Source organism: Streptococcus sp. HMSC068F04 (assembly GCF_001837455.1).
GTDB lineage: Bacteria > Bacillota > Bacilli > Lactobacillales > Streptococcaceae > Streptococcus > Streptococcus salivarius_D.
This window is the reverse complement of record NZ_KV832502.1, coordinates 40,609-66,072: the sequence shown is the minus strand read 5'-3', so window position 1 is coordinate 66,072 and position 25,464 is coordinate 40,609. Positions and strand designations below refer to the sequence as shown.

Annotated in this window: 24 protein-coding genes and 1 other annotated feature; of the genes, 18 read left to right on the top strand and 6 right to left on the bottom strand. The window is 41.6% G+C overall.

The genetic code is table 11. The annotated features are described in order from the left end of the window. Positions 1–9: 9 nt before the first annotated feature. Positions 10–492, bottom strand: coding sequence for an S-ribosylhomocysteine lyase (locus HMPREF2571_RS06340; RefSeq protein WP_002885585.1), 483 nt, complete (start codon positions 490–492; stop codon positions 10–12). Between the two features lie 143 nt (positions 493–635). Between HMPREF2571_RS06340 and HMPREF2571_RS06335 the strand changes: the two genes are divergently transcribed. From HMPREF2571_RS06335 to gorA, 5 genes are all read left to right on the top strand, one after another. After that, positions 636–2,243 (top strand): ribonuclease Y, encoded by a 1,608-nt coding sequence (locus HMPREF2571_RS06335; RefSeq protein WP_002885478.1) that lies wholly within the window; start codon positions 636–638, stop codon positions 2,241–2,243. A 206-nt stretch (positions 2,244–2,449) separates the two neighbouring features. After that, positions 2,450–3,196, top strand: a complete 747-nt coding sequence (locus tag HMPREF2571_RS06330; protein WP_070847450.1) for a DeoR/GlpR family DNA-binding transcription regulator — start codon at positions 2,450–2,452, stop codon at positions 3,194–3,196. After that, the gene (pfkB, locus tag HMPREF2571_RS06325; protein ID WP_002885581.1) at positions 3,193–4,104 is read left to right on the top strand and encodes a 1-phosphofructokinase; all 912 of its coding nucleotides are present in this window, start codon (positions 3,193–3,195) and stop codon (positions 4,102–4,104) included. Before HMPREF2571_RS06330 ends, pfkB begins: the two co-directional genes overlap by 4 nt. After that, complete coding sequence (locus tag HMPREF2571_RS06320; RefSeq protein WP_045769282.1) at positions 4,101–6,077, top strand: PTS fructose transporter subunit IIABC; 1,977 nt, start codon at positions 4,101–4,103, stop codon at positions 6,075–6,077. The genes pfkB and HMPREF2571_RS06320 overlap by 4 nt, the downstream gene beginning before the upstream one ends. Before the next feature lie 146 nt (positions 6,078–6,223). Further along, positions 6,224–7,576, top strand: coding sequence for a glutathione-disulfide reductase (gene gorA, locus HMPREF2571_RS06315; protein WP_070579106.1), 1,353 nt, complete (start codon positions 6,224–6,226; stop codon positions 7,574–7,576). A 276-nt stretch (positions 7,577–7,852) separates the two neighbouring features. On the opposite strand, the gene HMPREF2571_RS06310 is transcribed toward gorA, so the two are convergent. Further along, positions 7,853–9,097, bottom strand: coding sequence for a bifunctional folylpolyglutamate synthase/dihydrofolate synthase (locus tag HMPREF2571_RS06310; RefSeq protein WP_070847449.1), 1,245 nt, complete (start codon positions 9,095–9,097; stop codon positions 7,853–7,855). Positions 9,098–9,141: 44 nt separating this feature from the next. Then, positions 9,142–9,603, bottom strand: a complete 462-nt coding sequence (locus tag HMPREF2571_RS06305) for a DUF6556 family protein (RefSeq protein WP_013990111.1) — start codon at positions 9,601–9,603, stop codon at positions 9,142–9,144. A 108-nt stretch (positions 9,604–9,711) separates the two neighbouring features. On the opposite strand from HMPREF2571_RS06305, the gene HMPREF2571_RS06300 reads away from it, so the two are divergent. The 13 genes from HMPREF2571_RS06300 to HMPREF2571_RS06240 all read left to right on the top strand — a co-directional run bounded on the left by HMPREF2571_RS06300 (position 9,712) and on the right by HMPREF2571_RS06240 (position 22,634). Further along, positions 9,712–10,857 (top strand): cysteine desulfurase family protein, encoded by a 1,146-nt coding sequence (locus HMPREF2571_RS06300; protein WP_013990112.1) that lies wholly within the window; start codon positions 9,712–9,714, stop codon positions 10,855–10,857. A gap of 54 nt (positions 10,858–10,911) precedes the next feature. Further along, complete coding sequence (gene thiI, locus HMPREF2571_RS06295; protein WP_013990113.1) at positions 10,912–12,135, top strand: tRNA uracil 4-sulfurtransferase ThiI; 1,224 nt, start codon at positions 10,912–10,914, stop codon at positions 12,133–12,135. 105 nt (positions 12,136–12,240) lie between these two features. Beyond that, the gene (gene gtfA / locus HMPREF2571_RS06290; RefSeq protein ID WP_070847447.1) at positions 12,241–13,752 is read left to right on the top strand and encodes an accessory Sec system glycosyltransferase GtfA; all 1,512 of its coding nucleotides are present in this window, start codon (positions 12,241–12,243) and stop codon (positions 13,750–13,752) included. Beyond that, positions 13,745–15,064 (top strand): accessory Sec system glycosylation chaperone GtfB, encoded by a 1,320-nt coding sequence (gene gtfB / locus HMPREF2571_RS06285; protein WP_013990115.1) that lies wholly within the window; start codon positions 13,745–13,747, stop codon positions 15,062–15,064. The genes gtfA and gtfB overlap by 8 nt, the downstream gene beginning before the upstream one ends. Before the next feature lie 4 nt (positions 15,065–15,068). Next, entirely contained in the window at positions 15,069–15,605 is a 537-nt protein-coding gene (locus tag HMPREF2571_RS06280) for a GNAT family N-acetyltransferase (RefSeq protein WP_013990116.1), read from the top strand. Positions 15,606–15,717: 112 nt separating this feature from the next. Continuing rightward, positions 15,718–15,792 (top strand) — a sequence feature (ribosomal protein L21 leader region). 40 nt (positions 15,793–15,832) lie between these two features. Next, positions 15,833–16,147 carry a 50S ribosomal protein L21 gene (rplU, locus tag HMPREF2571_RS06275; protein WP_002885597.1) on the top strand — a complete coding sequence of 105 codons (315 nt, stop codon included), beginning with the start codon at positions 15,833–15,835 and terminating at the stop codon, positions 16,145–16,147. Between the two features lie 35 nt (positions 16,148–16,182). Further along, on the top strand, positions 16,183–16,473 hold the full coding sequence (rpmA, locus tag HMPREF2571_RS06270) for a 50S ribosomal protein L27 (RefSeq protein WP_002885483.1): 291 nt from the start codon (positions 16,183–16,185) through the stop codon (positions 16,471–16,473). 57 nt (positions 16,474–16,530) lie between these two features. Further along, entirely contained in the window at positions 16,531–17,226 is a 696-nt protein-coding gene (locus HMPREF2571_RS06265) for a GNAT family N-acetyltransferase (protein ID WP_013990117.1), read from the top strand. A 199-nt stretch (positions 17,227–17,425) separates the two neighbouring features. Beyond that, positions 17,426–17,800: a DUF1149 family protein gene (locus HMPREF2571_RS06260; RefSeq protein WP_002885550.1), complete on the top strand. Its 375-nt coding sequence runs from the start codon at positions 17,426–17,428 to the stop codon at positions 17,798–17,800. A 1-nt stretch (position 17,801) separates the two neighbouring features. Beyond that, positions 17,802–18,644, top strand: coding sequence for a DegV family protein (locus HMPREF2571_RS06255; RefSeq protein WP_013990118.1), 843 nt, complete (start codon positions 17,802–17,804; stop codon positions 18,642–18,644). 59 nt (positions 18,645–18,703) lie between these two features. After that, positions 18,704–19,471, top strand: a complete 768-nt coding sequence (gene dapB / locus HMPREF2571_RS06250) for a 4-hydroxy-tetrahydrodipicolinate reductase (RefSeq protein WP_013990119.1) — start codon at positions 18,704–18,706, stop codon at positions 19,469–19,471. Next, positions 19,468–20,670 carry a CCA tRNA nucleotidyltransferase gene (locus HMPREF2571_RS06245; protein WP_013990120.1) on the top strand — a complete coding sequence of 401 codons (1,203 nt, stop codon included), beginning with the start codon at positions 19,468–19,470 and terminating at the stop codon, positions 20,668–20,670. The genes dapB and HMPREF2571_RS06245 overlap by 4 nt, the downstream gene beginning before the upstream one ends. A gap of 83 nt (positions 20,671–20,753) precedes the next feature. Then, positions 20,754–22,634: an ABC-F family ATP-binding cassette domain-containing protein gene (locus tag HMPREF2571_RS06240; protein WP_070847445.1), complete on the top strand. Its 1,881-nt coding sequence runs from the start codon at positions 20,754–20,756 to the stop codon at positions 22,632–22,634. Between the two features lie 78 nt (positions 22,635–22,712). On the opposite strand, the gene HMPREF2571_RS06235 is transcribed toward HMPREF2571_RS06240, so the two are convergent. The 3 genes from HMPREF2571_RS06235 to HMPREF2571_RS06225 all read right to left on the bottom strand — a co-directional run bounded on the left by HMPREF2571_RS06235 (position 22,713) and on the right by HMPREF2571_RS06225 (position 25,197). After that, positions 22,713–23,216 (bottom strand): HdeD family acid-resistance protein, encoded by a 504-nt coding sequence (locus tag HMPREF2571_RS06235; RefSeq protein WP_013990123.1) that lies wholly within the window; start codon positions 23,214–23,216, stop codon positions 22,713–22,715. A 68-nt stretch (positions 23,217–23,284) separates the two neighbouring features. Continuing rightward, positions 23,285–24,046 carry an NUDIX domain-containing protein gene (locus HMPREF2571_RS06230; RefSeq protein WP_013990124.1) on the bottom strand — a complete coding sequence of 254 codons (762 nt, stop codon included), beginning with the start codon at positions 24,044–24,046 and terminating at the stop codon, positions 23,285–23,287. Positions 24,047–24,102: 56 nt separating this feature from the next. Beyond that, positions 24,103–25,197 carry an AAA family ATPase gene (locus HMPREF2571_RS06225; RefSeq protein WP_013990125.1) on the bottom strand — a complete coding sequence of 365 codons (1,095 nt, stop codon included), beginning with the start codon at positions 25,195–25,197 and terminating at the stop codon, positions 24,103–24,105. Between the last annotated feature and the right edge of the window lie 267 nt (positions 25,198–25,464).

Genomic DNA, 25,464 nt, shown 5'->3' with positions numbered 1-25,464 from the left:
CAATGTTTTTTAAACGGTATGGCGTTCGAAGGCTTGGTCTGAGATACCTTGTTCAAGGATAAGTTTAGCCCATTCCTTAGCTGAATGAAGACTGTGATCCTTGTAGTTACCACATGATTCAATGGTAGTTCCTGGAACATCTTCCCATGTAATCTCGTTAGCAATAGCTTCAAGACTAGATTTGATAACTTTAGCAATTTCTGTTGGATCTTGTTTACCCCACATAATCATATGGAAGCCTGTACGGCAACCAAATGGTGAGCAATCAATAAGTCCATCGATACGTTGACGGATCAATTTAGCGAGTAGGTGTTCGATAGTGTGAAGACCACCTGTGTCAATACTATTTTCATTAGGTTGAATCAAACGGATATCAAAGTTTGTGATGATATCTCCTTTAGGTCCAACTTCCTCTGAAATAAGGCGCACATACGGTGCTTTTACAATGGTATGATCAAGTTCAAAACTTTCAACAGTAACGTCTTTTGGCATGGTAATACCTCCCTATTCTAATAGAGTTATGATACCACAAAATCAGTTTAAAGTTCTAGTATTTATTTGAGAATTCGCTATAATTATGATACACTAGAAGACGGTTTTCTTTAGGGAAACCTTAGAAAAGTTGAGGTAAAGACATGATAAACATGATAATTTTAGTTGTCTTTGCACTCATTGGTTTAGTCGTTGGATATTTAGCAATTTCTATTAAACTTAGCAAAGCTAAGGAACAAGCAGAAACTACCTTGCTAAAGGCAGAACAAGACGCTGTGAACCTTCGTAGCCAGGCGGAACATGATGCAGATCATCTGCGTGTGACTGCTGAACGCGAAAGTAAGGCTCAACGTAAAGAGTTCTTGTTAGAAGCAAAAGAGGAAGCTAGAAAATATCGAGAAGATATTGAAAAAGAATTCAAATCTGAGCGTCAAGAGCTTAAACAAATGGAAAATCGTTTAACAGAACGTGCCACTAGCCTTGATCGTAAGGATGAAAATCTATCAAGTAAAGAACTTGCCCTCGAGAAGAAAGAGCAGAGTCTTGCTGACAAATCTAAACATCTTAATGAGCGTGAAGAGAATGTGACTCAGTTGGAGGCTGAGAAGCAAGCTGAACTTGAACGTGTTGGTCAGATGACCATTGCAGAAGCGCGTGAGGTAATCTTAACGGAGACTGAGAATAATCTGACTCATGAGATTGCAACACGTATCAAAGATGCAGAAGCACAGGTTAAAGATACTGTTGATAAGAAGGCCAAAAACGTGTTGGCGCAAGCTATGCAACGCTTGGCTGGAGATTATGTTACTGAACAAACAGTAACTACTGTTCACCTTCCAGATGACAATATGAAAGGTCGTATCATTGGACGTGAGGGGCGTAACATCCGTACGCTTGAAAGTCTAACAGGTATTGACGTTATTATTGACGATACTCCAGAAGTAGTTGTCCTTTCTGGTTTCGATCCCGTTCGTCGTGAAATTGCACGTATGACTCTCGAAGCCTTGATTAAGGATGGACGCATCCATCCAGCTCGTATTGAAGAGTTGGTTGAGAAGAGCCGTCAGGAAATGGATAACCGTATCCGTGAGTATGGTGAGGAAGCAGCCTACGAAATTGGCGCTATGAATCTTCACCCTGACTTGATCAAGATTATGGGACGCTTGCAGTTCCGTACGTCGTATGGTCAAAACGTACTTCGTCACTCAGTTGAAGTTGGTAAACTAGCAGGTATCATGGCTGGTGAATTGGGTGAGAATGTTGCCCTCGCTCGTCGTGCTGGTTTCCTTCACGATATGGGGAAAGCCATTGACAAAGAAGTCGAAGGTAGCCACGTAGAGATTGGTGCTGAGTTTGCACGTAAGTACAAAGAACATCCAGTTGTGGTTAACGCTATTGCCAGCCACCATGGCGATGTAGAACCTGAGAGTGTCATTGCAGTTATTGTAGCTGCAGCAGATGCTTTGAGTTCGGCTCGTCCAGGGGCTCGTAATGAATCTGTTGAGAATTACGTCAAACGCCTCCGAGATTTGGAAGAAATTGCATCAAGCTTTGACGGTGTTCAAACAAGCTTCGCCCTTCAAGCTGGTCGTGAGATTCGTATTATGGTTCATCCAAACAAAATCTCAGATGATGAAGTTACGATCTTGTCTCACAAGGTACGTGAACAAATTGAGAAGAATTTGGATTACCCAGGAAATATTAAGGTTACAGTCATTCGTGAATTCCGTGCGGTTGACTATGCCAAATAAGATAAGAGAGCCGAAAGGCTTTTTTATTTTGCACTTGATAATGAAAGTTTTTTTTGAAAATGTAAGAACTTTCTTATCAAATTGCGTCATTTTGGCAGATTAGTGTTTTATAATGAAATATTTTGATTTTTTTTGACTGTTTTTAGTTGACAGTTATTAAAAATTTAGTATAATAGACTTTGTAAACGATTACAGAAGGAGAGATTATGCTAAAGTCTGAACGTAAGCAGATTATCTTGTCTCAGTTGAAACAAGATGGTTTTGTCACTTTGGAAAACCTAACTGTTTTGTTAAGTGATACTTCCGAGTCGACGATTCGTCGCGACTTGGACGAGTTAGCGGCAGATGGCCAACTTAAGCGTGTTCATGGTGGTGCTGAAAGCATTCATGGTCTAAAGGAAGAAATTGCCAATAGTCAAAAAGCTATTAGAAACGTTAAAGAAAAGGCTCAGTTAGCTGGTTATGCTGCCGATTTGATTAAGGAAGGTGATGTCGTCTTTCTTGAGGCTAGTACAACAAATGAACTTTTGATTCCACATTTGGCCAATCGTCAGGTAACGGTTGTGACTAATTCTATCCATCATGCGGTTAAGTTGGTAGATCTTGGTGTTAGCACTAGGATTGTTGGAGGAAAGGTTAAACATTCAACGGATGCCTCTATTGGAAGTACTGCTCAAGAGCAAATCAGACAACTGAATTTTGATTGTGCTTTCATTGGTGCTAATGGCGTTGATGCTAATTATTTCACCACACCAGACATGGAAGAGGCAGTTATCAAACGGACGGTTATAGCTAATGCGCAAAAAGCCTATGTTCTAGCTGATGCCTCTAAACTTGGTCAGATTACCTATGCTAAGGTAGCCGAGGTCGAGAAAGTAACCATAATTACAAACGCTTCGGAAGAAGAGCTCCTACAAGAATTAAAAGAGAAAACGAGGGTTATTGAAGTATGATTTATACTGTAACGCTGAATCCATCAATCGACTTCATTGTTCGTATCGATAAAGTAGAGATTGGTGAAGTTAACCGTATGGAGAGTGATGATAAGTTCGCTGGCGGTAAGGGTATTAATGTTAGTCGTATTTTGCAACGTTTAGGTGTTGATAATACTGCAACGGGCTTCATCGGTGGTTTTACAGGACGTTTTGTGACAGATGGTTTGGATGCAGAGGGCATTAAAACCAAGTTTGTAGCTGTGGATCAAGACACACGTATTAATGTTAAAATCAAGGCTGACCAAGAAACTGAAATTAACGGTGCAGGACCTGTCATTAATGAGTACCAATTGGCTGAATTGGAAGCAGTTCTTTCAAGTGTAAGTGCCGATGATGTGGTTGTTTTTGCTGGATCAGCACCAAGCAATCTTGGGAACAAGGTCTACAACAAATTGATTCCACTAGTGCGTGAAACAGGTGCACAGGTTGTCTGTGACTTTGAAGGTCAAACCTTGCTTGATTCCTTAGCTTACCAACCACTCTTGGTTAAACCAAATAACCATGAGTTAGAAGCTATTTTCAATGTCAAACTTAATGGTTTGGCTGATGTTGAAAAATATGCGCGTGAAATCCTTGCTAAGGGTGCACAGAACGTTATCATCTCAATGGCAGGTGATGGAGCTCTGCTTGTCACACCAGAGGCTGCTTACTTTGCTAAACCAATCAAGGGAACAGTTAAAAACTCTGTTGGTGCGGGTGACTCGATGGTTGCTGGTTTCACTGGTGAGTTTGTAAAATCAGGTGATCCGATTGAGGCTCTCAAGTGGGGAGTAGCGTGTGGAACATCTACAGCCTTCTCAGATGACTTAGCGACAATTGAATTTATTAAAGAAACATACAATAAAGTAGAGGTAGAAAAACTATGAAAATTCAGGATTTACTGAACAAAAAAGTAATGTTGCTTGACCTTCAAGCAACTACAAAAGAAGCTGCTATCGATGAAATGATTAACAGCTTGGTTGACAATGGTGTTGTGACTGACTTTGATGTTTTCAAAGCAGGTATTATGGCTCGTGAAGCACAAACATCAACTGGTTTGGGTGATGGAATCGCTATGCCGCACAGCAAAAATGCTGCAGTAAAAGAAGCAACAGTACTTTTTGCTAAATCTAATAAAGGTGTAGATTACGAATCACTTGATGGTCAACCTACAGACCTCTTCTTTATGATTGCTGCTCCAGAGGGAGCAAATGACACTCACTTGGCAGCCCTTGCTGAGTTGTCAAAATACCTTATGCAAGATGGTTTTGCAGATCGTTTGCGTAAGGTGACTTCTCCAGATGAAGTGATTGCTGCTTTCAATACGGGTGAAGAAGAAGCACAAGCTGAGGAAGCTAAGAAAGCACAAGCTGTTAAAGAAGCAGCTTCAAGCGATAAACCACTTATCGTAGCTGTAACAGCTTGTACAACTGGTATTGCTCACACTTACATGGCTGAAGAATCACTCATTAAAACAGGTGAAGAAATGGGTGTCAATGTTCGTGTTGAAACTAACGGTGCTTCAGGTGTCGGAACACCTTTGACTGCTGAAGAAATCAGTAAGGCTGTAGGTGTTATCGTAGCAGCAGACAAGGCAGTTGAAACAGCACGTTTCGATGGTAAAAAATTGCTTTCTAAACCAGTCGCTGCAGGTATTCGTCAACCTCAAGAATTAATCCAAAACATCTTGGATGGAAAAGCTGAAGTCTTCCACGCTGAAAATGCTGGAGCTGTTCAAGAATCAAGTGAGAAATTGAGCCTTGGTGGTGCCTTCTATAAACACTTGATGAGTGGGGTATCACAAATGCTTCCATTCGTTATCGGTGGTGGTATCATGATTGCGCTTGCCTTCTTGCTTGACCAAATCATGGGTGTTCCTAAAGATCAATTGTCACAACTTGGTTCTTACCATGAAATTGCTGCTCAATTCAAGGCAATTGGTGGCGCTGCCTTTGGCTTCATGCTTCCAGTACTTGCAGGTTACATTGCTTACTCTATCGCTGAAAAACCAGGTTTGGTATCAGGTTTCGTAGCTGGTGCTATTGCTTCAAGTGGTGCAGCCTTTGGTGGTGTTCCATTTGCTTCAGGTGGTAAAGCAACCCTTGCCCTTGCTGGCGTATCTTCAGGTTTCCTTGGAGCTCTTGTTGGTGGTTTCCTTGCAGGTGGTGTTATCCTTGTTCTTCGTAAACTCTTGGCAGGTATTCCACGTGCCCTTGAAGGAATCCGTTCTATCTTGCTCTTGCCACTTCTTGGTGTATTTGCCACTGGTTTCTTGATGTTGGCAGTAAATATCCCAATGGCAGCCATTAATACTGGTCTTAATAACTTCTTGTCAAGCTTGTCAGGAAGCTCAGCCGTACTACTTGGTCTCCTTGTTGGTGGTATGATGGCAGTGGATATGGGTGGACCAGTCAACAAAGCAGCTTATGTCTTTGGTACAGGTACTCTCGCAGCAACAGTAACTTCAGGTGGTTCAGTTGTTATGGCAGCAGTTATGGCAGCTGGTATGGTTCCTCCGTTGGCAGTATTTGTAGCAACACTCTTGTTTAAAGATAAATTCACTGAAGAAGAACGCAACTCTGGTTTGACAAACATTGTTATGGGACTTTCATTCATCACTGAAGGTGCGATCCCATTTGGTGCAGCTGACCCAGCACGCGCTATCCCAAGCTTTATCGTCGGTTCAGCTCTTACAGGTGCTCTTGTAGGTATGGCAGGAATCAAATTGATGGCACCACACGGAGGTATCTTCGTTATTGCCCTCACATCAAATGCCCTTCTCTACCTTCTCTTCATCTTGATTGGTGCTGTGGTATCAGGTATCCTCTTCGGATTCCTCCGCAAACCACTTGATAAATAAGATATGACAAAACAATCTCGTTGTGACGGGATTGTTTTTGTGTCGTAGCAGATTTTTGTCAGGGTACCTATTTTATGATAAAGTATAGGCAGAAATGGCTTATCTAGTAGCTAATACGCTGTATAAAGAAACATAAGAGGTAAAATATGGTAAAAGAATACGATTATATTGTCATTGGTGGTGGTTCTGGTGGTATTGCCAGTGCCAATCGTGCTGCCATGCATGGTGCTAAGGTTATTCTCTTTGAAGGAAAAGAGGTCGGTGGTACCTGTGTCAATGTAGGTTGTGTGCCTAAAAAGGTCATGTGGTATGGTGCTCAGGTTGCCGAAACCCTTCACCGTTATGCAGGTGAGTACGGTTTTGATGTGACGATTAATAAGTTTGATTTTGCAACGCTTAAGGCCAATCGTCAGGCTTATATTGACCGTATCCATGGTTCTTATGAGCGTGGTTTTGATAACAATGGCGTTGAACGTGTATACGAGTATGCAAGATTTGTTGACCCTCATACGGTTGAAGTAGCGGGTGAGCGTTATACAGCACCCAATATCCTTATTGCGACTGGTGGTCACGCCCTTTATCCAAACATTCCAGGTAGTGAATATGGGATTACCTCCGATGGTTTCTTTGAGCTAGATGAGGTGCCAAAACGTACAGCTGTCATTGGTGCTGGCTACATCGCTGTTGAGGTTGCTGGTGTTCTCAACGCTCTTGGAAGTGACACACACCTCTTTGTGCGTAAAGATCGTCCATTGCGTACCTTTGATAAGGATATCGTTGATGTTTTAGTTGATGAAATGGCTAAATCTGGTCCAACCCTCCATACGCATGCTAATGCGACAGAGGTAGTGAAGAATGCAGATGATTCCTTAACCATTAGTTTTGATAATGGAGAGACGATTACAGTTGATTGCTTAATCTGGGCTATTGGACGCGCAGCCAACACTTCTGGTTTTGGTCTTGAAAAGACAGGTGTTAAATTGACTGAAAAAGGAACAATCTATTCGGATGAGTTTGAAAATACATCTGTTCCTGGAATCTATGCCCTTGGCGATGTGACTGGTAAACTTGATTTGACACCAGTTGCAGTCAAGGCTGGACGTCAATTGTCAGAGCGACTCTTCAACAATAAAGCTGATGCTAAGCTTGATTACACTGATGTAGCCACCGTGGTCTTTAGCCATCCAGTTATTGGTTCTGTTGGCTTGACTGAAGAAAAAGCAATCGCTAAGTATGGTGCAGAGAATATTAAGGTTTATAAATCTAGTTTCACACCAATGTATACGGCCCTTGGAGACAATCGTCAGCCTTCAACCATGAAATTAGTAACGCTTGGTGAGGATGAAAAAATCATCGGTCTTCACGGTATTGGCTATGGTGTTGATGAGATGATTCAAGGTTTCTCTGTGGCTATTAAGATGGGAGCAACTAAGGCTGATTTTGATAATACGGTTGCCATTCATCCAACAGGCTCAGAGGAATTTGTAACGATGCGATAGAAAAGTGAAGTCTGTTAACTGCGAGTTTCAGACTTTTCTTTGTGTCTGAATGGCTTCAATTGAAAGTAATCGCAAGGGATTCCCTTGCGAATTTCCATAGCCTTTTTGGCCATGGAAACCATTCATCCAACAGGTTCAGAAGAATTTGTAACGATGCGATAGAAAAGTGAAGTCTGTTAACTGAGAGTTTCAGACTTTTCTTTGTGTTCAAATAGCAGCCTACACTTTGTGTAAAGCTATAGACTGTCTAAATAAAAAAGGCCTTCAGGCCTTATTTTATTTAATTAAGTAGTTTCTTACTTCTGAGATAAAGTAAAGAGATCCAGTGACAACAAATAAGTCATCAGGATTTGCTGATTCAGCTTGTGCTAGCCAGTCTCTATAGTCGGCTACACGTTTGAAGTCTTTGGGATAGTCATTCAAGGGCAGTGCCTCAAAAAAGTCAAAGCTGGTTACCGTTATATCATAATCTTTCAATTCCTCTAGTAAGTCTGCCAAAGGCTTTCGTCTAAGTCCTGCAAAGAGGATGTGTACCCTACGATTAGCGAAGTTATCTTTTAGTACCTGCTTTAAGCTGGCAATTCCTTGAGGATTATGAGCACCATCTAGATAAATGTTATTTCCTATCCACTCACTACGACCAGGCCAATGCGTCTCTTCAATCCCCTCTTGGATGCTCTTATCGGTAATCTTAGAAAATGTTTGAGCTAGGATATGGGCAGCAGTGACAGCTAGCCCAGCATTGTTTTCTTGATGCTGCCCTAACATTGGAAGTTTAAGATTTGGACTTTCCCAATGGTCATAAGAAATTTGGATCGTTCGATTGTCTTTCGGAAGCAGCTGAATTTCCCTATCAATGATGGCTAAAGGAGCTTGTAGGTCATGTGATTTTTGGTTGAAGAAATGTTCAACTTCTGCAGAGACACGACCAAGTAAGATAGGTGTGTTTTCTCGCATGACGCCTGCCTTATGATTGGCAATGTCCAAAAGGCTATCGCCCAAGGTCTCAGTGTGATCAAAGCCAATCGAAGTACAGATGACAAGCTCTGGCGAAAGAACATTGGTCGAATCAAGGCGTCCACCAATTCCAGCTTCAATGATAGCCATATCAACCTGTTTAAGGTCAAAGTAGAGGAACATGAGTAAGGTGACCAATTCAAATTCCGTTGGTCGCTCAAAAGCAGTGTGCTCTTCTAAATCATCGAGTAGAACCTGAGCTTTCGCAACAAGGCTAATCAAATCTTTATCAGGGATTTCTGTGCCGTTAATGCTAATACGTTCGTTGAAGCGAGTGATATAAGGGGAGGTGAAAGTCCCGACCTGATAGCCTGACTTTATTAGGATATTTTGTAGGTAGCTAGTTGTTGATCCCTTACCGTTGGTCCCGACTATATGCACCGTTGGAAAGTGAGTCTGAGGATTTCCGGCTTGTTTCAAGAGCCAACGCATACGTTCGAGTTGAGGGCGACGGCCATTGCCCTTGAAAGAATGGATAAAATTTAGAGTTTCTGTATAGTTCATAGGATTATAGAAAAAAGGCAGGGTTTCCTAGCCTTTTATATGTTTTAGTTAGAAGCGGCATCACCAGTTGTTGCGCCACCAGTAGTCGCATTGCCAGATGTTGTATCTGCAGTAGCTACTGATGAAGAGGTAGTCGTATTGCCACCCTTTGTTGTATCTGCAGATGACGAATAGGTGTTAGTTCCTGCTTGGCTACTTGTTTCTGTTTCTGAATCAGTCGCATTGCCATAACTAGATGAGGTAGCACTTGATTCTTGAGTCTTATTATTGCCTTCTTTGATGACTACAGTTGATTGATTGGCTGATGAATCAGAAGTGTCCTTATTTTTAGAGGCTGTGAAATTCATGATGGTGATTGAAGCCACGATGATTGACAAAATTGTCCCGACGGCAGTAAGGACTTTTTGGAAGGCAGTGAAGCCTTTTGTAACGTGTTCAGTCACATTTGGGGCAGATTTTTTTTCTTCTTTTGATGAATGATTACGGCGTGAGTAATTTTCAGACATGATGCTCTCCTTAAAAATATTTCGTACTTTCTATTATATGATTTTCTCGCAAAAATTGCTAAAAAAATTATGCTATAATAAATAGTAAATAAAAATCGAGGAAAAATCATGATTTATTTTGATAATTCAGCCACGACGGTGCCTTATCCAGAGGCACTTAGAACCTATCAAGAAGTGGCTACTAAAATTTTTGGGAACCCATCCAGCCTACACCAATTAGGAACATCTGCGACACGTATTTTGGAGGCTTCTCGTAAGCAAGTTGCGGAACTCATTGGAAAATCAGCCGATGAGATTTTCTTTACGTCTGGAGGAACCGAAGGTGATAACTGGGTCATCAAAGGTGTAGCTTTCGAAAAAGAGCCTTACGGCAAACACATCATTGTTTCTGATATTGAACACCCTGCGGTAAAAGAATCTGCCAAATGGCTTTCAGAGCATGGTTTCGAGGTGTCTTATGCACCAGTAAATGAGCAAGGGTTTGTGGATGTTGAAGCTCTTGCTGAATTATTACGCCCTGACACGATCTTGGTTTCGGTTATGGCTGTTAATAATGAAATCGGATCAATCCAACCTATTCAAGCCATCTCAGATCTCTTGGCTAATGAGCCTACCATATCTTTCCATGTGGATGCTGTCCAGGCTATTGGAAAGATTCCAGTATCGTCCTATTTAACTGATCGTGTAGATTTTGCAACTTTTTCTGGTCACAAGTTTCATGCTGTTCGTGGTGTCGGTTTTGTCTACAAAAAGGCAGGGAAAAAGATTACGCCACTCTTAACCGGTGGTGGTCAAGAAAAAGATTTTCGTTCAACTACTGAAAATGTTGCTGGGATTGCGAGTATGGCCAAGGCCTTGCGCTTGGTCACTGACAAAGAGGAATTTTCTCTTCCTAAAATTGCCAAGATGAAAAAGATTATCTTTGACGAATTGGCTAAGTACGAGGATATTACTATTTTCTCAGGTGAGGGTGAAGACTTTGCTCCCAATATTTTGACCTTTGGAATCAAGGGTGTTCGAGGTGAAGTTATTGTCCACGCTTTTGAAGAGCATCAAATCTATATTTCAACGACATCAGCATGTTCATCTAAGGCGGGTAAACCAGCGGGAACCCTTATTTCTATGGGTGTACCGACTAAGTTAGCTCAAACAGCTGTTCGTATCAGTCTTGATGATGACAATGATATGGGACAGGTGGAACAGTTCCTCACGATTTTCAAGCAGGTCTACGCCAAGACACAAAAAGTGAGATAGCAAGATTTAATCGATTAAACAATAAAACTAAATTCACATTTAAAAGGAAAAGGAATGACACTAACATATTCAGAAATTATGGTTCGCTATGGTGAATTGTCTACTAAGGGCAAGAACCGTATGCGCTTTATCAATAAACTTAGAAATAATATTAAAGATGTCCTATCCATCTATCCAGAAGTTAAAGTGACTTTTGATCGAGACCGTGGACATATCTACCTCAATGATACAGACTACGAGCCAGTAGCAGAGTCTTTGAAGCAAATTTTTGGTATTCAAGCCTTTAGTCCTGTTTACAAGTTTGAAAAAGATGTCGAGGTTTTGAAAAAAGCTGTTCAAGACATTATGACTGGACTCTATCGTGATGGTCTTACTTTTAAAGTAACTGCTAAACGTAGTGACCATGACTTTGTTCTCGACAGTCGTGAGCTCAATCTTACTTTAGGAAATGCAGTTTTTGATGTATTGCCTGACATTAAGGCTCAGATGAAGGGACCAGATGTCAACCTTAAGGTAGAAATTCGTGCTGAGGCGGCTTATATTTCTCACGAGGAAATCAAAGGAGCAGGCGGTCTACCTGTAGGTACTGCTGGTAAAGGAATGCTCATGCTTTCAGGTGGGATTGATTCGCCAGTGGCAGGCTATCTTGCCCTTAAACGTGGCGTAGATATTGAAGCTGTCCACTTTGCAAGTCCTCCTTACACTAGCCCTGGAGCTCTTAAAAAGGCTCAAGATTTGACCCGTAAGTTGACTAAATTTGGTGGTAATATTCAGTTCATCGAAGTACCATTTACTGAAATTCAAGAGGAAATCAAAGAAAAAGCGCCAGAAGCTTATTTGATGACCTTGACCCGTCGTTTCATGATGCGTATTACTGACCGCATTCGTGAAGAACGCCGAGGCCTTGTGATTATCAACGGTGAGAGTCTTGGTCAGGTTGCCAGTCAGACTATGGAGTCTATGCAGGCGATTAATGCTGTCACATGTACGCCAGTGATTCGTCCAGTTGTCACTATGGACAAGTTGGAAATCATTGATTTGGCACAAAAAATTGATACCTTTGACATCTCCATCCAACCTTTTGAGGATTGCTGTACTATCTTTGCACCTGACCGTCCAAAGACTAATCCAAAAATCAAAAATGTCGAACAATATGAACGTCGTATGGATGTTGACGCCTTGGTTGAACGTGCGGTTGCAGGAATCATGGTGACTGAAATCACACCTATTGAAGAGGCGCAAGACGAAGTGGATACACTTATCGAAGACTTGCTCTAGTCTAGGAGGATACAGTACTAACATAGTAGTGCTTAGCTGCTACTAGAGTTAGGTATGTCGAAAAAGAAATGTCGATGTTGAACTTTTACCCAGAAAGGAAAATACATGACTGTTTATAACATCAATTTAGGAATCGGTTGGGCATCAAGTGGTGTTGAGTACGCCCAGGCCTATCGTTCTACAATTTTCAAAAACACAGGTATTAAGGCCAAATTTGTCTTTATGGATATGTTCTTGCAGGACAATCTTTCTGATTTGACCCGTAACATGGGGTTTGCGGATGAAGATATCATCTGGCTCTACAGCTATTTTACAGACCTAAAAATTGCTCCAACGACCTATACGGTCAAGGATTTGGAAAAGGAAATTCCTTATGACATCACGCGTCGTGAGATTAATGGTAAAGTGGTTAAGCTCTTTTGTGCCAAGGAAGATATCTTCTATGCAGCCTACTTGCGTAAAGAGGGTGAAGACATCGTTCACCGTGTGGAAAAAGTATCGCGTGGTTGCTTAATCCGTAAAGACTTTTACTCTTATACTAAGATGTTCACGGAGTACTACACACCGGTAGACAATAAGGCTCACCTCTATCAACGCCGTTTCTTCAATGAGGATGGTAGTGTTGCTTATGATGAAATTGTTGATGGTAAGGATAGTGTCTTCCGTTTTCCAGATAAGATTTTGTCATCTAAGCATGAATTTATCGCCTACTTCATGTCTCAACTTGGTCTAACTGACCAAGATACCGTCATCTTGGACCGTGCAACTGGTACGGGACAAGCTGTTTTCCGTAACACCAAACCTGCTAAGCTTGGGGTTGTGGTTCATGCAGAGCACTTTAGTGAAAATGCTGTGACAGACAAGACTATTTTATGGAATAACTTCTACGAGTACCAATTCAGCAATGCAGATAAGGTTGATTTCTTTATCACAGCGACAGAGCGTCAACGCAGCATTATGCTAGACCAGTTCAATAAATACACACCATTTACACCTCATATCGTAACCATCCCTGTGGGAAGTGTGGATAAACTGAGAAAGCCTGAAGGAGAGCGTAAACCATTCTCAATCATCACAGCCTCACGTTTGGCCAATGAAAAACACGTGGACTGGTTGGCCAAGGCTGTCGTTAAGGCTAAAGAAAGTCTGCCGCAAGTAAACTTTGATATCTATGGAACAGGTGCTGAAGAAGCCAAACTTAAGGCCATTATCGAGGAAAATCAAGCTCAGGATTATATCCACCTTAAAGGTCACCAAGACTTAACAGAAGTCTACAAGGACTACGAACTTTACCTATCAGGTTCTAAGAGTGAAGGGTTTGGTTTGACACTTCTAGAAGCCGTGGGATCTGGTCTAGGTATGATTGGTTTTGATGTTCGTTATGGGAACCAAACCTTTATCAAGGATAATGAAAATGGGTACCTCATTCCTCGTTTTGAAAAAGATGATGAGCCTGCTATCGTGGCTGCCTTGGCAGAGAAAATTGTAGCCTTCTTCAATCGCTCAGATTTGGATCATGTTCATCAAGTCTCTTATGATATTGCCAAAGGCTTTTTGACAGAGGAAATCGAGCAGAAGTGGCTTAACTTAGTAAAGGAGATGACTAGTCATGATTAATTTATTTGAAAACTATAGTCAGGGTAGTTGGGATCTCCATTACTCACTGATTGTCGCTGGCTATGTAAATACAACAGTTTGTCTTTCAGATGATGGCTTTCTGCCTAGTGATGTGACCTCACCCTACCTTTATTTCACTGGTTTTGACAAGGTTCAAGGTTCTGCACTTTACTTTAATCAGGTCCCTGTGCCTGACTACTGGGAAATTATAGGAACGAATAGCAATGCGGAAATCTTCCGTTTTGATAAGAAACGTGGTCATATTCATTATGCGCATCCTGCTCACCAACGTCTGGTTAAAGCAGTGGACTGGTATGATGAGTCAGGACGCTTGCGCGTGACTGAACGCTACAATAACAAGGGCTACCGTTTCTCACAAACAACCTACAATGTTAAGCAAGAAGCGACCATTACGAGCTATTTCACTCCAGACAACAAGGAAGTTATCGTCATCAACCATTTGACTAAAGACGTTATCTTGAATTGGAAAGACAAGGTCTACATTTTCAAAAACAAATCTGAATTTGTCGTCTTCTATCTTAAAGAAGCTGGTTATGATTTGAGTCGTATTCTATACAACTCATTGGCGACACCTTTCTTGACAACTATGAATCTTCCAAATTCTGGTCAAGATGTTCTCTTCTGGCAAGAACCTATCACTGATTCAGTTCCTGGGAATATGCGTCTGCTTCTTGAGAGCAACCATCGTCAGACTAAGATTGTTGTACAAGATTACACAGCTTATACGAATCTTCTAAAGTTGGTTAGTCCAGAGCAAGCTTCTCGCGTGGCCTTCCTTGGCTTCATGTATCCATTTGCCCGTCAGAACAACTTCCAAAATCAAGCGCTTATCTTGACCAACTCAGACCAGATTGAACATTTGGAAAGCATTGTCAGTGAAGTGCCTACAATGCACTATCATGTTGGGGCAATCACAGAAATGTCAAGTCGCTTGATGGATTTGGCTAAATATAGTAATGTTAGTCTCTATCCTAATATTACGACAGAGCAGGTTAAGCGTCTTTATAAGGAAGCTGATTTCTACTTGGATATTAACCATCAAAATGAAATCTTGTCAGCGACACGTGCTGCCTTTGAAAATAACTTGCTTATCCTTGCCTTTACGAACACTAGCCATGGTCCTGAATATACCGCGCCAAGTAACATCTTCTCACCAATGAATGCTGGGCAATTTAAGCAAACGCTTAAAGAAGCCTTGGGCAACCGTGACTTCCTTAGTCACTTGCTTGATCGCCAACGTGAGCACGCTCATGTAGCAACACCAGAAGATTATAAGAAGGTTATTGGTTAGGAAAATGACATTAGAGGTTCGTAACATTTATCCTCTGACACCAACATTTAAGAAGGTCGCTTCACTTTATGAAGCGGCTTTTCCTGTGGAGGAGCGTCTCCCACTCTGGCAATTGTCTTGGAACAGCTTGAAAAGAGGACAATCTTTCTTGGCCTATTTTGATCAAGAAGTCTTCGTTGGCTTGACCTATGCCATTTATACTGACAACCTGGTCTACCTACTTTTTCTTGCAGTTGAGGAAAGTAAACAATCTCAGGGATATGGCAGTCAGATTTTGGCACAAATTAAGAAAGAAGCAGGGGTACGACCGTGTGTTCTTACGATTGAACCCATGGATGAGAAGGATGCTTCTAATCGTAATCAGCGCTTAAAACGTTTGGCATTTTATGAGCGAAATGGCTATCAGTTATTGAATCACTTCTATTTCGAGGGGACTGAACGCTATCAAATTTTGACAACGGATAGGAGCCTTTGTTTAGCTGATTTAGAGCAGGATCTAGCTAAGACCTTCTTAGGAAAATATGGTATAAGGGTTGAGTAGGGGAATCATTACTTGGCTAAATATCAATGAGCAGAATAAGAATAATCAAAATAACTTTTTCTCTTGTCATTAGAGGGAAAAAATGATAGAATTGTAACGTTGACTAAATGCACGTCCTGTGCAACCGCACGACTACTGTTTGCAAGTGGGTTCGTCCCCGCAGTACTAGGCGAGTCTTCACAGAGGGAAACCTCAGACACATTAAAAATCTTAATAGGAGGTGCATCATGAGCACATACGCAATCATCAAAACTGGTGGAAAACAAGTTAAAGTTGAAGTAGGTCAAGCAATCTACGTTGAAAAAATCAACGCTGAAGCAGGATCAGAAGTAACTTTTAACGAAGTTGTTCTTGTCGGTGGTGATAAAACTGTAGTAGGTACTCCAGTTGTTGAGGGAGCTACTGTTGTCGGAACTATCGAAAAACAAGGTAAACAAAAGAAAGTTGTTACTTTCAAATACAAACCTAAAAAAGGTAGCCACCGTAAACAAGGTCACCGTCAACCTTATACAAAAGTTGTTATCAACGCTATCAACGCGTAAGTTAGCGACTAATCACTAAGAAAGGACACAATCTTATGTTGAAAACTCTTGAAAACTTGCAACTTTTCGCCCACAAAAAAGGTGGGGGTTCTACTTCCAATGGTCGTGATTCACAAGCTAAACGTCTTGGTGCTAAAGCAGCTGATGGACAAACTGTATCAGGTGGATCAATCCTTTACCGTCAACGCGGTACACACATCTACCCAGGTGTAAACGTAGGCCGTGGTGGTGACGATACACTCTTCGCTAAAGTTGAAGGTGTTGTACGTTTCGAACGTAAAGGTCGCGACAAAAAACAAGTATCTGTATACCCAGTTGCTAAATAATTAAGCTAAAGTCTGCACTTTTGTGTAGGCTTTTCTTTATGAAAAAAGGAGAATCCTATGCCTTTAAATCACTACCAACAAGAAGTGGGGCCAAGTCTAGCGGATGCTAGTCCAGGTAAGATGCCAGATGTTGCCCTATTAGAAGGTCGTTATTGTAGCGTTGAACATTTGACGGTGGCAGAGCATTATGAGGACATTTTAGACTTTTACTTTACTAATCAGATTCTTTCTGATTGGACCTATATGTATGCGGATCCTTTTGAATCTGAAGAAGCTGTACGTCAGTGTTTGGAGGATTATGAGCAATCCCAGAATCCTTATTTCTTTGCTATCAGGGATAAGGCTTCAGGTAAGGTTCTAGGAACCTTTTCACTTATGGCTATTACGCCGAAAAATCGTAGTGTTGAGATGGGTCGAGTGATTTTGGCACCTGCTTTACAAAAGACTAGAGCAGCCACAGAAGCTCAATACCTGCTTATGAAATATGTCTTTGAAGATCTTAACTATCGTCGTTATGAGTGGAAATGTGATAGTCTTAACCGTCCTTCTGCCAATGCTGCCATGCGTTTAGGGTTCACCTATGAGGGGCGTTTTCGTAACCATGCTATCTATAAGGGACGTAGCCGTGATACGGACTGGTTCTCGATTATTGAGAGTGAGTGGCCAGCACTTAAGAAACGATTTGAGAATTGGCTAGCTCCTGAGAATTTTGATGAAAAGGGACAGCAGAAACATTCTTTAAGAGACTGTTAGCTGGCAATATAAGGGCTCTCTTCTGATGAAGGAGCCTTATTTTAGTAGTCTTAGTCCTAAATCAAAGCTCCTACTTTTCTAGTGATTATTATCGCTGTCAAAATCAGTCTAAATACTCATTTTTCTGTCAATAATATTCCCATAATAAAGCATATTTATGCTATAATAAAGAGTAATTGTATCAAGGAGAATATGACTAATGGATTTAATTCGCGAAAAAGTATTTGTTAACCGTTACCACTATGATGTTCGTAACCATGAGTGGGAAAAAGAGAATGGTGTTCCTAAAACAAATGTTGAAGTAACTTTCCAGTTGCACAATAAAGATGAAGAAGCTAACAATACGTCTGTTGTAGCTGTTTTGCAATTTATGATTGTCCGTGATGAGTTTGTTATCTCAGGGATTGTTTCTCAAATGGACCACATTCAAAACCGTATCGTCAATGAACCAAAAGACTTCTCACAAGAAGAAGCAGAAGCCTTGGCTGCACCGCTCTTGGATACGCTTCAACGTTTGACTTATGAAGTAACTGAAATTGCCTTGGATCGTCCAGGTATCAATTTGGAGTTCTAAGATGTCTCTTGCAGTTATTACGGATTCATCGGTTAATCTCCCTGCTGAAATTCAGGGCCATGCTGATGTTTATGTTTTAGATATTCCGGTCATCATTGAGGGGCAGCCTTTTGTTGAAGGAAAAAACTTGGATGTCAATCAGTTTTATGCGCAAATGGCAAACTCTGAGGAACTGCTCAAGACGTCGCAACCTAATCTAGCTGACTTGGATAACTTGCTTACGGAGTTGGAGGAGAAAGGTTATACCCATGTCATTGGGCTTTTCCTTTCTTCAGGAATCTCTGGTTTTTGGGCCAATAGTCAGATTTTGATTGAGGACCATGCCAAGTTGAAGATTGCTTTTCCTGATACAAAAATCACAGCAGCTCCTATGGGAGCCATGGTGAGAAACGTTTTGCATTGGTCAGCCCAAGGGATGTCTTTTGAGAGCATTTTGAAGAAGCTTGAGGAACAAGTTGATCAAACGACGGCTTATATTCTTGTGGATGATCTTAATCATCTGGTTAAGGGTGGCCGTTTGTCGAATGGTTCGGCGATTTTAGGAAATCTTTTGTCTATCAAACCTATTTTGAATTTTAATGACGAAGGAAAAATCGTTGTTTTTGAAAAGGTGCGTACAGAGAAGAAAGCTGTGAAACGTTTGGTTGCTCTAGCTGAGGAAAATCGTGAAATGGAACTTAGTATTCTTCACACGAATGCTCCTGAAAAAGCTGAAGATTTTAAAAGGCAGCTAGAAGCAGAGGGAATTAGCGTTTCAACAGTGGTATCCTTATGTGCTGTAATTGCGACACACTTGGGTGAAGGAGCGCTAGTACTAGGTCTAACACCTAAATTTACCAAATAAGTACTATCCATCTGGGATGGGCTTGTCTATGATTAAGATCAATAGAGAGGGAAAATAACATGTCTATTAAAGTTATTGTTGCTGGATTTAAAGGAAGAATGGGTTCAACTGCGGTTGAAATGGTCAAGGGAGATGACGAATTGACTTTGGCTGCCTTGCTTGACCCATTTGCGACAGAAAAAGAAGTGGACGGTGTTCCTGTCTTCACAGATAAAGCGGGTTTGGTTGGCTTTGACGCAGATGTCTGGGTGGATTTCACTATGCCAGCTGTTGCCTATGAAAATACTCGTTTTGCTTTGGAGAATGGTTTTGCACCAGTTGTGGGTACCACAGGATTTACTGAAGCACAAATTCAGGAATTGACAGACCTTTCTAAAGACAAGTCTATTGGTGGTTTGATTGCACCTAACTTTGCTATTGGTGCTATCCTTCTTATGAAGTTTGCGGCAGAAGCTAGTAAATATTTCCCAGATCTTGAAATCATTGAGCTTCACCATGACAAGAAAAAAGATGCGCCTTCAGGTACAGCGGTGAAAACAGCTGAACTTATCCGTGAGGTTCGCGAAACAAAACGTCAAGGTGCTGAGGATGAGGTGGAAACACTTGCTGGAGCACGTGGTGCTGAGTTTGATGGTTTCCGTATTCACAGTGTACGTTTGCCCGGACTTGTGGCTCACCAAGAGGTTATCTTTGGTGGCCAAGGAGAAGGCTTGACCTTGCGTCATGATTCTTATGATCGTATTTCCTTTATGGGTGGCGTTAACCTCGGTATTAAAGAAGTGGTTAAACGTGCTCAGCTTGTTTATGGTTTGGAACATTTACTATGAGATTAAGTTATTTGCCTTCTGAGTTTCAGAAGGCTTTACCAATATTAGAGAAGATTAAGGCTGCGGGTTTTGAGGCTTACTTTGTTGGTGGTTCGGTACGTGATGCCCTTCTTAACCGTCCCATTCATGATGTAGATATCGCTTCATCTTCATATCCTGAGGAGACCAAGCAGATCTTCGAGCGTACGGTGGATATCGGTATTGAGCATGGGACCGTTTTGGTTTTGGAAAATGGCGGTGAGTATGAGGTGACGACCTTCCGAACAGAGGACGTCTATGTAGATTACCGTCGTCCGTCTAGCGTGTCCTTTGTGCGTTCATTGGAAGAAGACCTCAAACGTCGTGATTTTACAGTCAATGCTTTTGCTCTCAATGAAAATGCTGAGATTATCGATAAGTTCGATGGTCTTGCTGATTTGGACAACCGTGTTTTGAGGGCTGTTGGTAAGGCTGAGGAACGCTTTAACGAGGATGCCCTTCGTATCATGCGAGGGCTACGTTTTGCCGCGAGTTTAGACTTTGATATCGAAGAAAAAACTTTTCAGGCTATGACCAGCCATGGCCCGCTTCTGGAAAAGATTTCGATTGAGCGAAGTTTCATCGAGTTCGATAAGTTGCTTTTGGCACCACATTGGAAAAAAGGAATCAAGGCGCTTCTAGCGACTAAGGCTTATCAGTACCTTCCGGATTTTCAAGAAACTGCTGAAGAATGGCAGTCTTTTGTGGCAGACTATGTGGAGGACTTTAGATTTACAAGTTCTGAACAGGCTTGGGCGGCAACTCTTTTGGCTCTCAAGCATGATAATCCACGCTCTTTCCTTAAAAAATGGAAGACGTCTGTTAATTTCCAAAAGACAGTTCAGTCCTTGATTGAGATTTTCAATTTCCGTTTGGAGAGAGCCGTGACTAAACAAGATGTTTATCAGTATGGTAAAGAGCTCTTAGAGGCGGCTGAGACTTTGAGGCAGGCCCAGGGCTTGGACGTTGATTATGAGCGTATTGCCGATTTGGATGGTCAGTTGCTCATCCATGATAAGCACGAAATCGTTGTGAATGGTGGCACGCTGATGAAGGAGCTAGGATTCAAACCTGGTCCGGACCTTGGACGTGCACTTAAAGCCATTGAAAATGCCATCGTTGATGGGAAACTAGCTAATGACAAGGAAGCTATTATGGCCTTTGTTCAAGCTATGAAATAAGTCTACGGACGTTATAAAAATGACACACCGCTACAGAGCATGCGTAGGATCCGTAGCGGTGTTATTTGTAAGAAGGAAGTAAGATGTCAGATTTTATTGTTGAAAAATTAACCAAGTCCGTTGGAGACAAGACTGTTTTTAAAGAGATTTCATTTATTATCCATGATTTGGATCGTATTGGGATTATTGGTGTCAATGGGACAGGTAAGACAACCTTGCTAGATGTTGTCTCTGAGCGTATTGGTTTTGATGGTGATGTGTCACCTTTCACTAAGGCTAATGGCTATAAGATTGCTTATTTGACTCAGGAGCCAGAATTTGATGATAGCAAGACAGTGCTTGATACGGTCTTGTCATCAGACCTTCGTGAGATGGCTTTGATTCGTGAATATGAAACCCTTATGTCAGATTATTCTGAGGAGAATCAGGCTCGCTTGGAGAAGGTTATGGCTGAGATGGATAGTCTAGATGCTTGGTCCATTGAGAGCGAGGTCAAGACAGTCTTATCTAAGTTGGGATTGTCAGACCTCTCGCAAAAGGTCGGGGACCTCTCAGGTGGTCTTCGTCGTCGTGTGCAGTTGGCTCAGGTTCTCTTGAATGATGCAGATCTCCTGCTCTTGGATGAGCCAACCAACCATTTGGATATTGATACTATTGCTTGGTTGACGAATTTTCTCAAGTCTTCTAAAAAAACGGTACTCTTTATTACCCACGACCGTTATTTCTTGGACAATGTAGCCACACGTATCTTTGAGTTAGACCAGGCTAATCTGATTGAATATCAAGGGAATTATCAAGACTATGTGCGTCTAAAGGCCGAACAAGATGAACGAAATGCAGCAGCCCTTCACAAGAAAAAGCAACTCTATAAGCAGGAGTTGGCATGGATGCGAACGCAACCACAGGCACGTGCAACCAAACAACAGGCTCGTATCAATCGCTTTAAGGATCTTAAGGGTGAGGTTCATCAAACGGTCAATAATGACGATCTTGAAATTAACTTTGAGACCAGCCGTATTGGTAAGAAGGTAGTGAACTTCGAGCATGTCGATTTCGCTTATGAAGATGGCAAGCAAATTCTCAGTGATTTCAATCTTATCATGCAAAATCGTGATCGTATCGGTATTGTTGGGGATAATGGTGTCGGGAAATCGACCTTGCTCAATCTGATTAATGGTGACCTTGTGCCTACAGCTGGTGTCCTAGATATTGGTGAGACGGTACGTATTGGTTATTTCTCACAGCAAATTAAAGATATGGATGAGAGCAAGCGTGTCATTAACTACTTGCAAGAAGTTGCAGATGAAGTTAAGACAACGGTTGGAACAACCAGTATTACAGAGCTCTTGGAGCAATTCCTTTTCCCTCGTTCTACCCATGGGACACAGATTGCCAAGCTCTCTGGTGGGGAAAAGAAACGTCTTTATCTACTTAAGATTCTGATTGAAAAGCCTAACGTTCTGCTCTTGGATGAGCCGACGAATGATTTGGACATTGCAACTTTGACGGTTTTGGAAAACTTCCTTAATGGTTTTGGCGGCCCTGTCGTTACCGTAAGTCACGACCGCTATTTCTTGGACAAGGTAGCTAATAAGATTCTAGCCTTTGAAGAGGGTGGCGTGCGAGAGTTCTTTGGTAACTACACTGACTACCTTGATGAAAAAGCCTTCTTACAAGAGCAATCAGCCCTCCTAGAGAAGGAAAAAGAGCAAGCTAGCGTTAAAGTCGAGAAAGTCAAAGAAGACAAAAAACGCATGAGCTACTTTGAAAAACAAGAGTGGGCGACCATCGAGGATGAGATTGCTGACCTTGAAGCTAAGATCGAAGAGATTGAAGCAGCTATGCTTGAAAATGCTAGCGATTATGGACAGTTAGCTACCCTTCAACGTGATTTGGATGCTGCTAACGAAACCCTACTTGAAAAGTATGAACGCTATGAGTATTTGAGTGAGCTAGAGGGATAAGCTCTTTAGTAATCAAAGTATGACAAAAGCCCTGCATTTGCAAGGCTTTTTTATGTTTATGTAGTGTTTGGTTTCTTCTTACCACAAGCGGAATGAAAAGGAAAGGACTGAAACACCCGTAAAGATAATTAAGGAAGCTACCAAGCGCCCAATAAGAAAGGCTGAGAAAAACGGAGCACTAAAGAGCAAGAGCCCAAATACCAGACAAATTAAGGCGATTGACAGGGCAGGTTGTCCTGAGAAGCCGAATTGACGTTGGCGATGAGCTTGAAAACCTTGTGTAAAGGCTGAGACAAGAAGCCACCAAGCGATAATGGTTACAGCTACACCTGAGAGCACCCAGGCTGATGTTGATAGCAAAATAATCCCAAAAACAATGGAAATGATACTCTGAAGCAGTTGGAAGAAGGAGCGGTTTTCGTTATCTCGTTTAAAATAAACCATGAGACTTGAAACACCAGATATGAGCATCACCAGGGCAAACAGCCAACCAACGATGGCAAGAAGGTTTGTAGGATTAGCGAAGAAAAAGACACCCAAGAGTGTAATGAGAATTCCACTAATCAATGTAAAACTTTTCATAGGATACCTCTTATTAATTTTTCTTAATACTACTATGTAAGTATCAAATTGTCAAACAAAGACCTAATTTAGAGTGGCTTGATGTGATAAGTGTAGGTGGCAGCCTTTCTGGTTCTCGTAGCTACCTGACGACCGGTTTTTTGGAAGAGGTGTTTAAAGCGGCGCAAGAAATTTGTGGAATCCATCTTGAGGTAGTCTTCATTAAAGGTACCAAAAAGTTGACGGTAGGTGGTCAAGGTGTTTTCTTCGGGCATAATGGAAAGGATAGTTGGATAGTATTCGAGTCGTCCCTTGATACGTTCCATAGCTGTTAAGAGGATTTCCCAGTGGTCAAAGGCGAGGTCATCATGTGACAGTGTCTTATCGCCATCAACAAGTTGCAGTCGACCGTCTACCATGGCGATGTCTAACCAATGCGTAGACGCGGCATCGTCGGCAGCCTTTTCCACTTGAATGTCATTAAAGGTCATAAAACAGAGATAAGCCACTGTAATGGTCCATATTCGAGGATCCCGATAAGGTGTTCCCACTGTAATGAGTTGCTCAATGTGGTCAGGATTGAGTTTAACAGATGTTTCTTCCTGTACTTCGCGACATACAGCTAGATTGAGATCTTCTTGCTCCTGAACGAAGCCACCACTGAGGGCGTATTTCCCCATGAAGGGATGGTTTTTTCGCTTGATAAGTAAGGTTTGGACTCTTCCTTCATAATAGCGGAAGATGACAGAGTCAACGGTCACTGAGGGCTTAACGTACTTATCCACTTCCTCTCGCCTATAGATGTCCAAAAATTCCTTTTCACTACCAGAGTTTTCGAAGGTTTTAGTCATAGGTTTCCTCCTTTATTTATTGTAAGTGCAAATGATGATTGCTTTACATCAGTCTTCTAAATCTCGATGTGTAAACGCTCTTTGATTGCCTTCTTGGCGTGATGGTAGTTATCTGAAAAGAAGCTGTCGCTATTGCTATTTTCCCCTAAAATAACGATTTTATCCTTGAATGGTGATAGGAGGTCTAGGAGGTGCTGGGTAAACCAGTCACGTGTTTGATTATCAGCCATAGTCATGTCACGGAAACCATCATCTACATAGTTTGATTTTGGCAGGATCACAAAAATCAAATCCCACTTTTCACGGGCCTGAGTTACCTGATAGAGGCGATCCAACATGTCGAACTCTTCTTGGGAGATGTTTTCTTTCAAATAGTAGTCAATATAGACCTTAGTGACTGTGGAATTGGTGTCCGCAAAGATAAGTCCTGAGTGTTGCCCTTTGTCAATGATATCAGAGGTCTGGGCATATTGATCTGTTAGGAGGTGAACATAGTCGTTGGTATCTAACTCGTCATCTCGTACATTATACTTTTCTTGATATTCCCTAGCATATTCCAGAGAGCAGGGAGCATTGTAAGTGCGAGCCAAATCCTTAACAAGAGTAGTCTTTCCACCGCTAGCAGAGCCCACAACAAGGACCTTGCGAGTAAAGTGGCGACGGAAAGGCTTGGTGATAAAACGCCAATTTTCCATCGGATTGTCGCGAATCTCAGTAGCAGAGATATTGATAATAGAACGTTCAATGAGTTCTACCTGGGCTTGAGGGTAATAGCGATTGAGCTCAGTCACATACTCTGGTTCTCCAACATAGAAGGTAATCTTTTCAGGCTCATCCGTATTCTTAGCGATAAGCTCTTTGACACGATTAAAGCCCTCTGGATAGGCTGGCATCCCAGCTTCGTCTAGTTTATCCACAACGACTAATTCATCATCATAGAAGACTTCTCGAACATAACGGAAACGTCGATTGAGTGATAGGCTTGCGCGTGTCCCACGATCTTCTTGTGTGTTGCTGCCACTTACGATGACGAGAACATTGTCATTAGCGCGTTTTGCCTTGATAATGAGGTCAACGTGTCCAACGTGCATTGGAGCGAAAGTTCCAAAAACAATGCCGATGCGCTTTCCAGATAATTGTTTTCTTTTCATAAAAATGATCCTTTTTGAGATTTAGTAAAATTACTAAATTCATGATAACATAGTTGGGAATCTTTGTAAATGTAAAAATAGTAAATTTACTAAATTATTTTTTAACCCATTTTAGCCTTAAAGTTCAAAAAAAGTTTAAAAAAGTTTGGAGAAAAACTAGAAAAATAGAATCCGCTTACATTGCTGAATTGATAGCTTTTTAGAATGAGCCTAAAAAAGAGAGGTCACTTGCTATGTCATAAAACCTAACATAAAAATCAAAAAAAT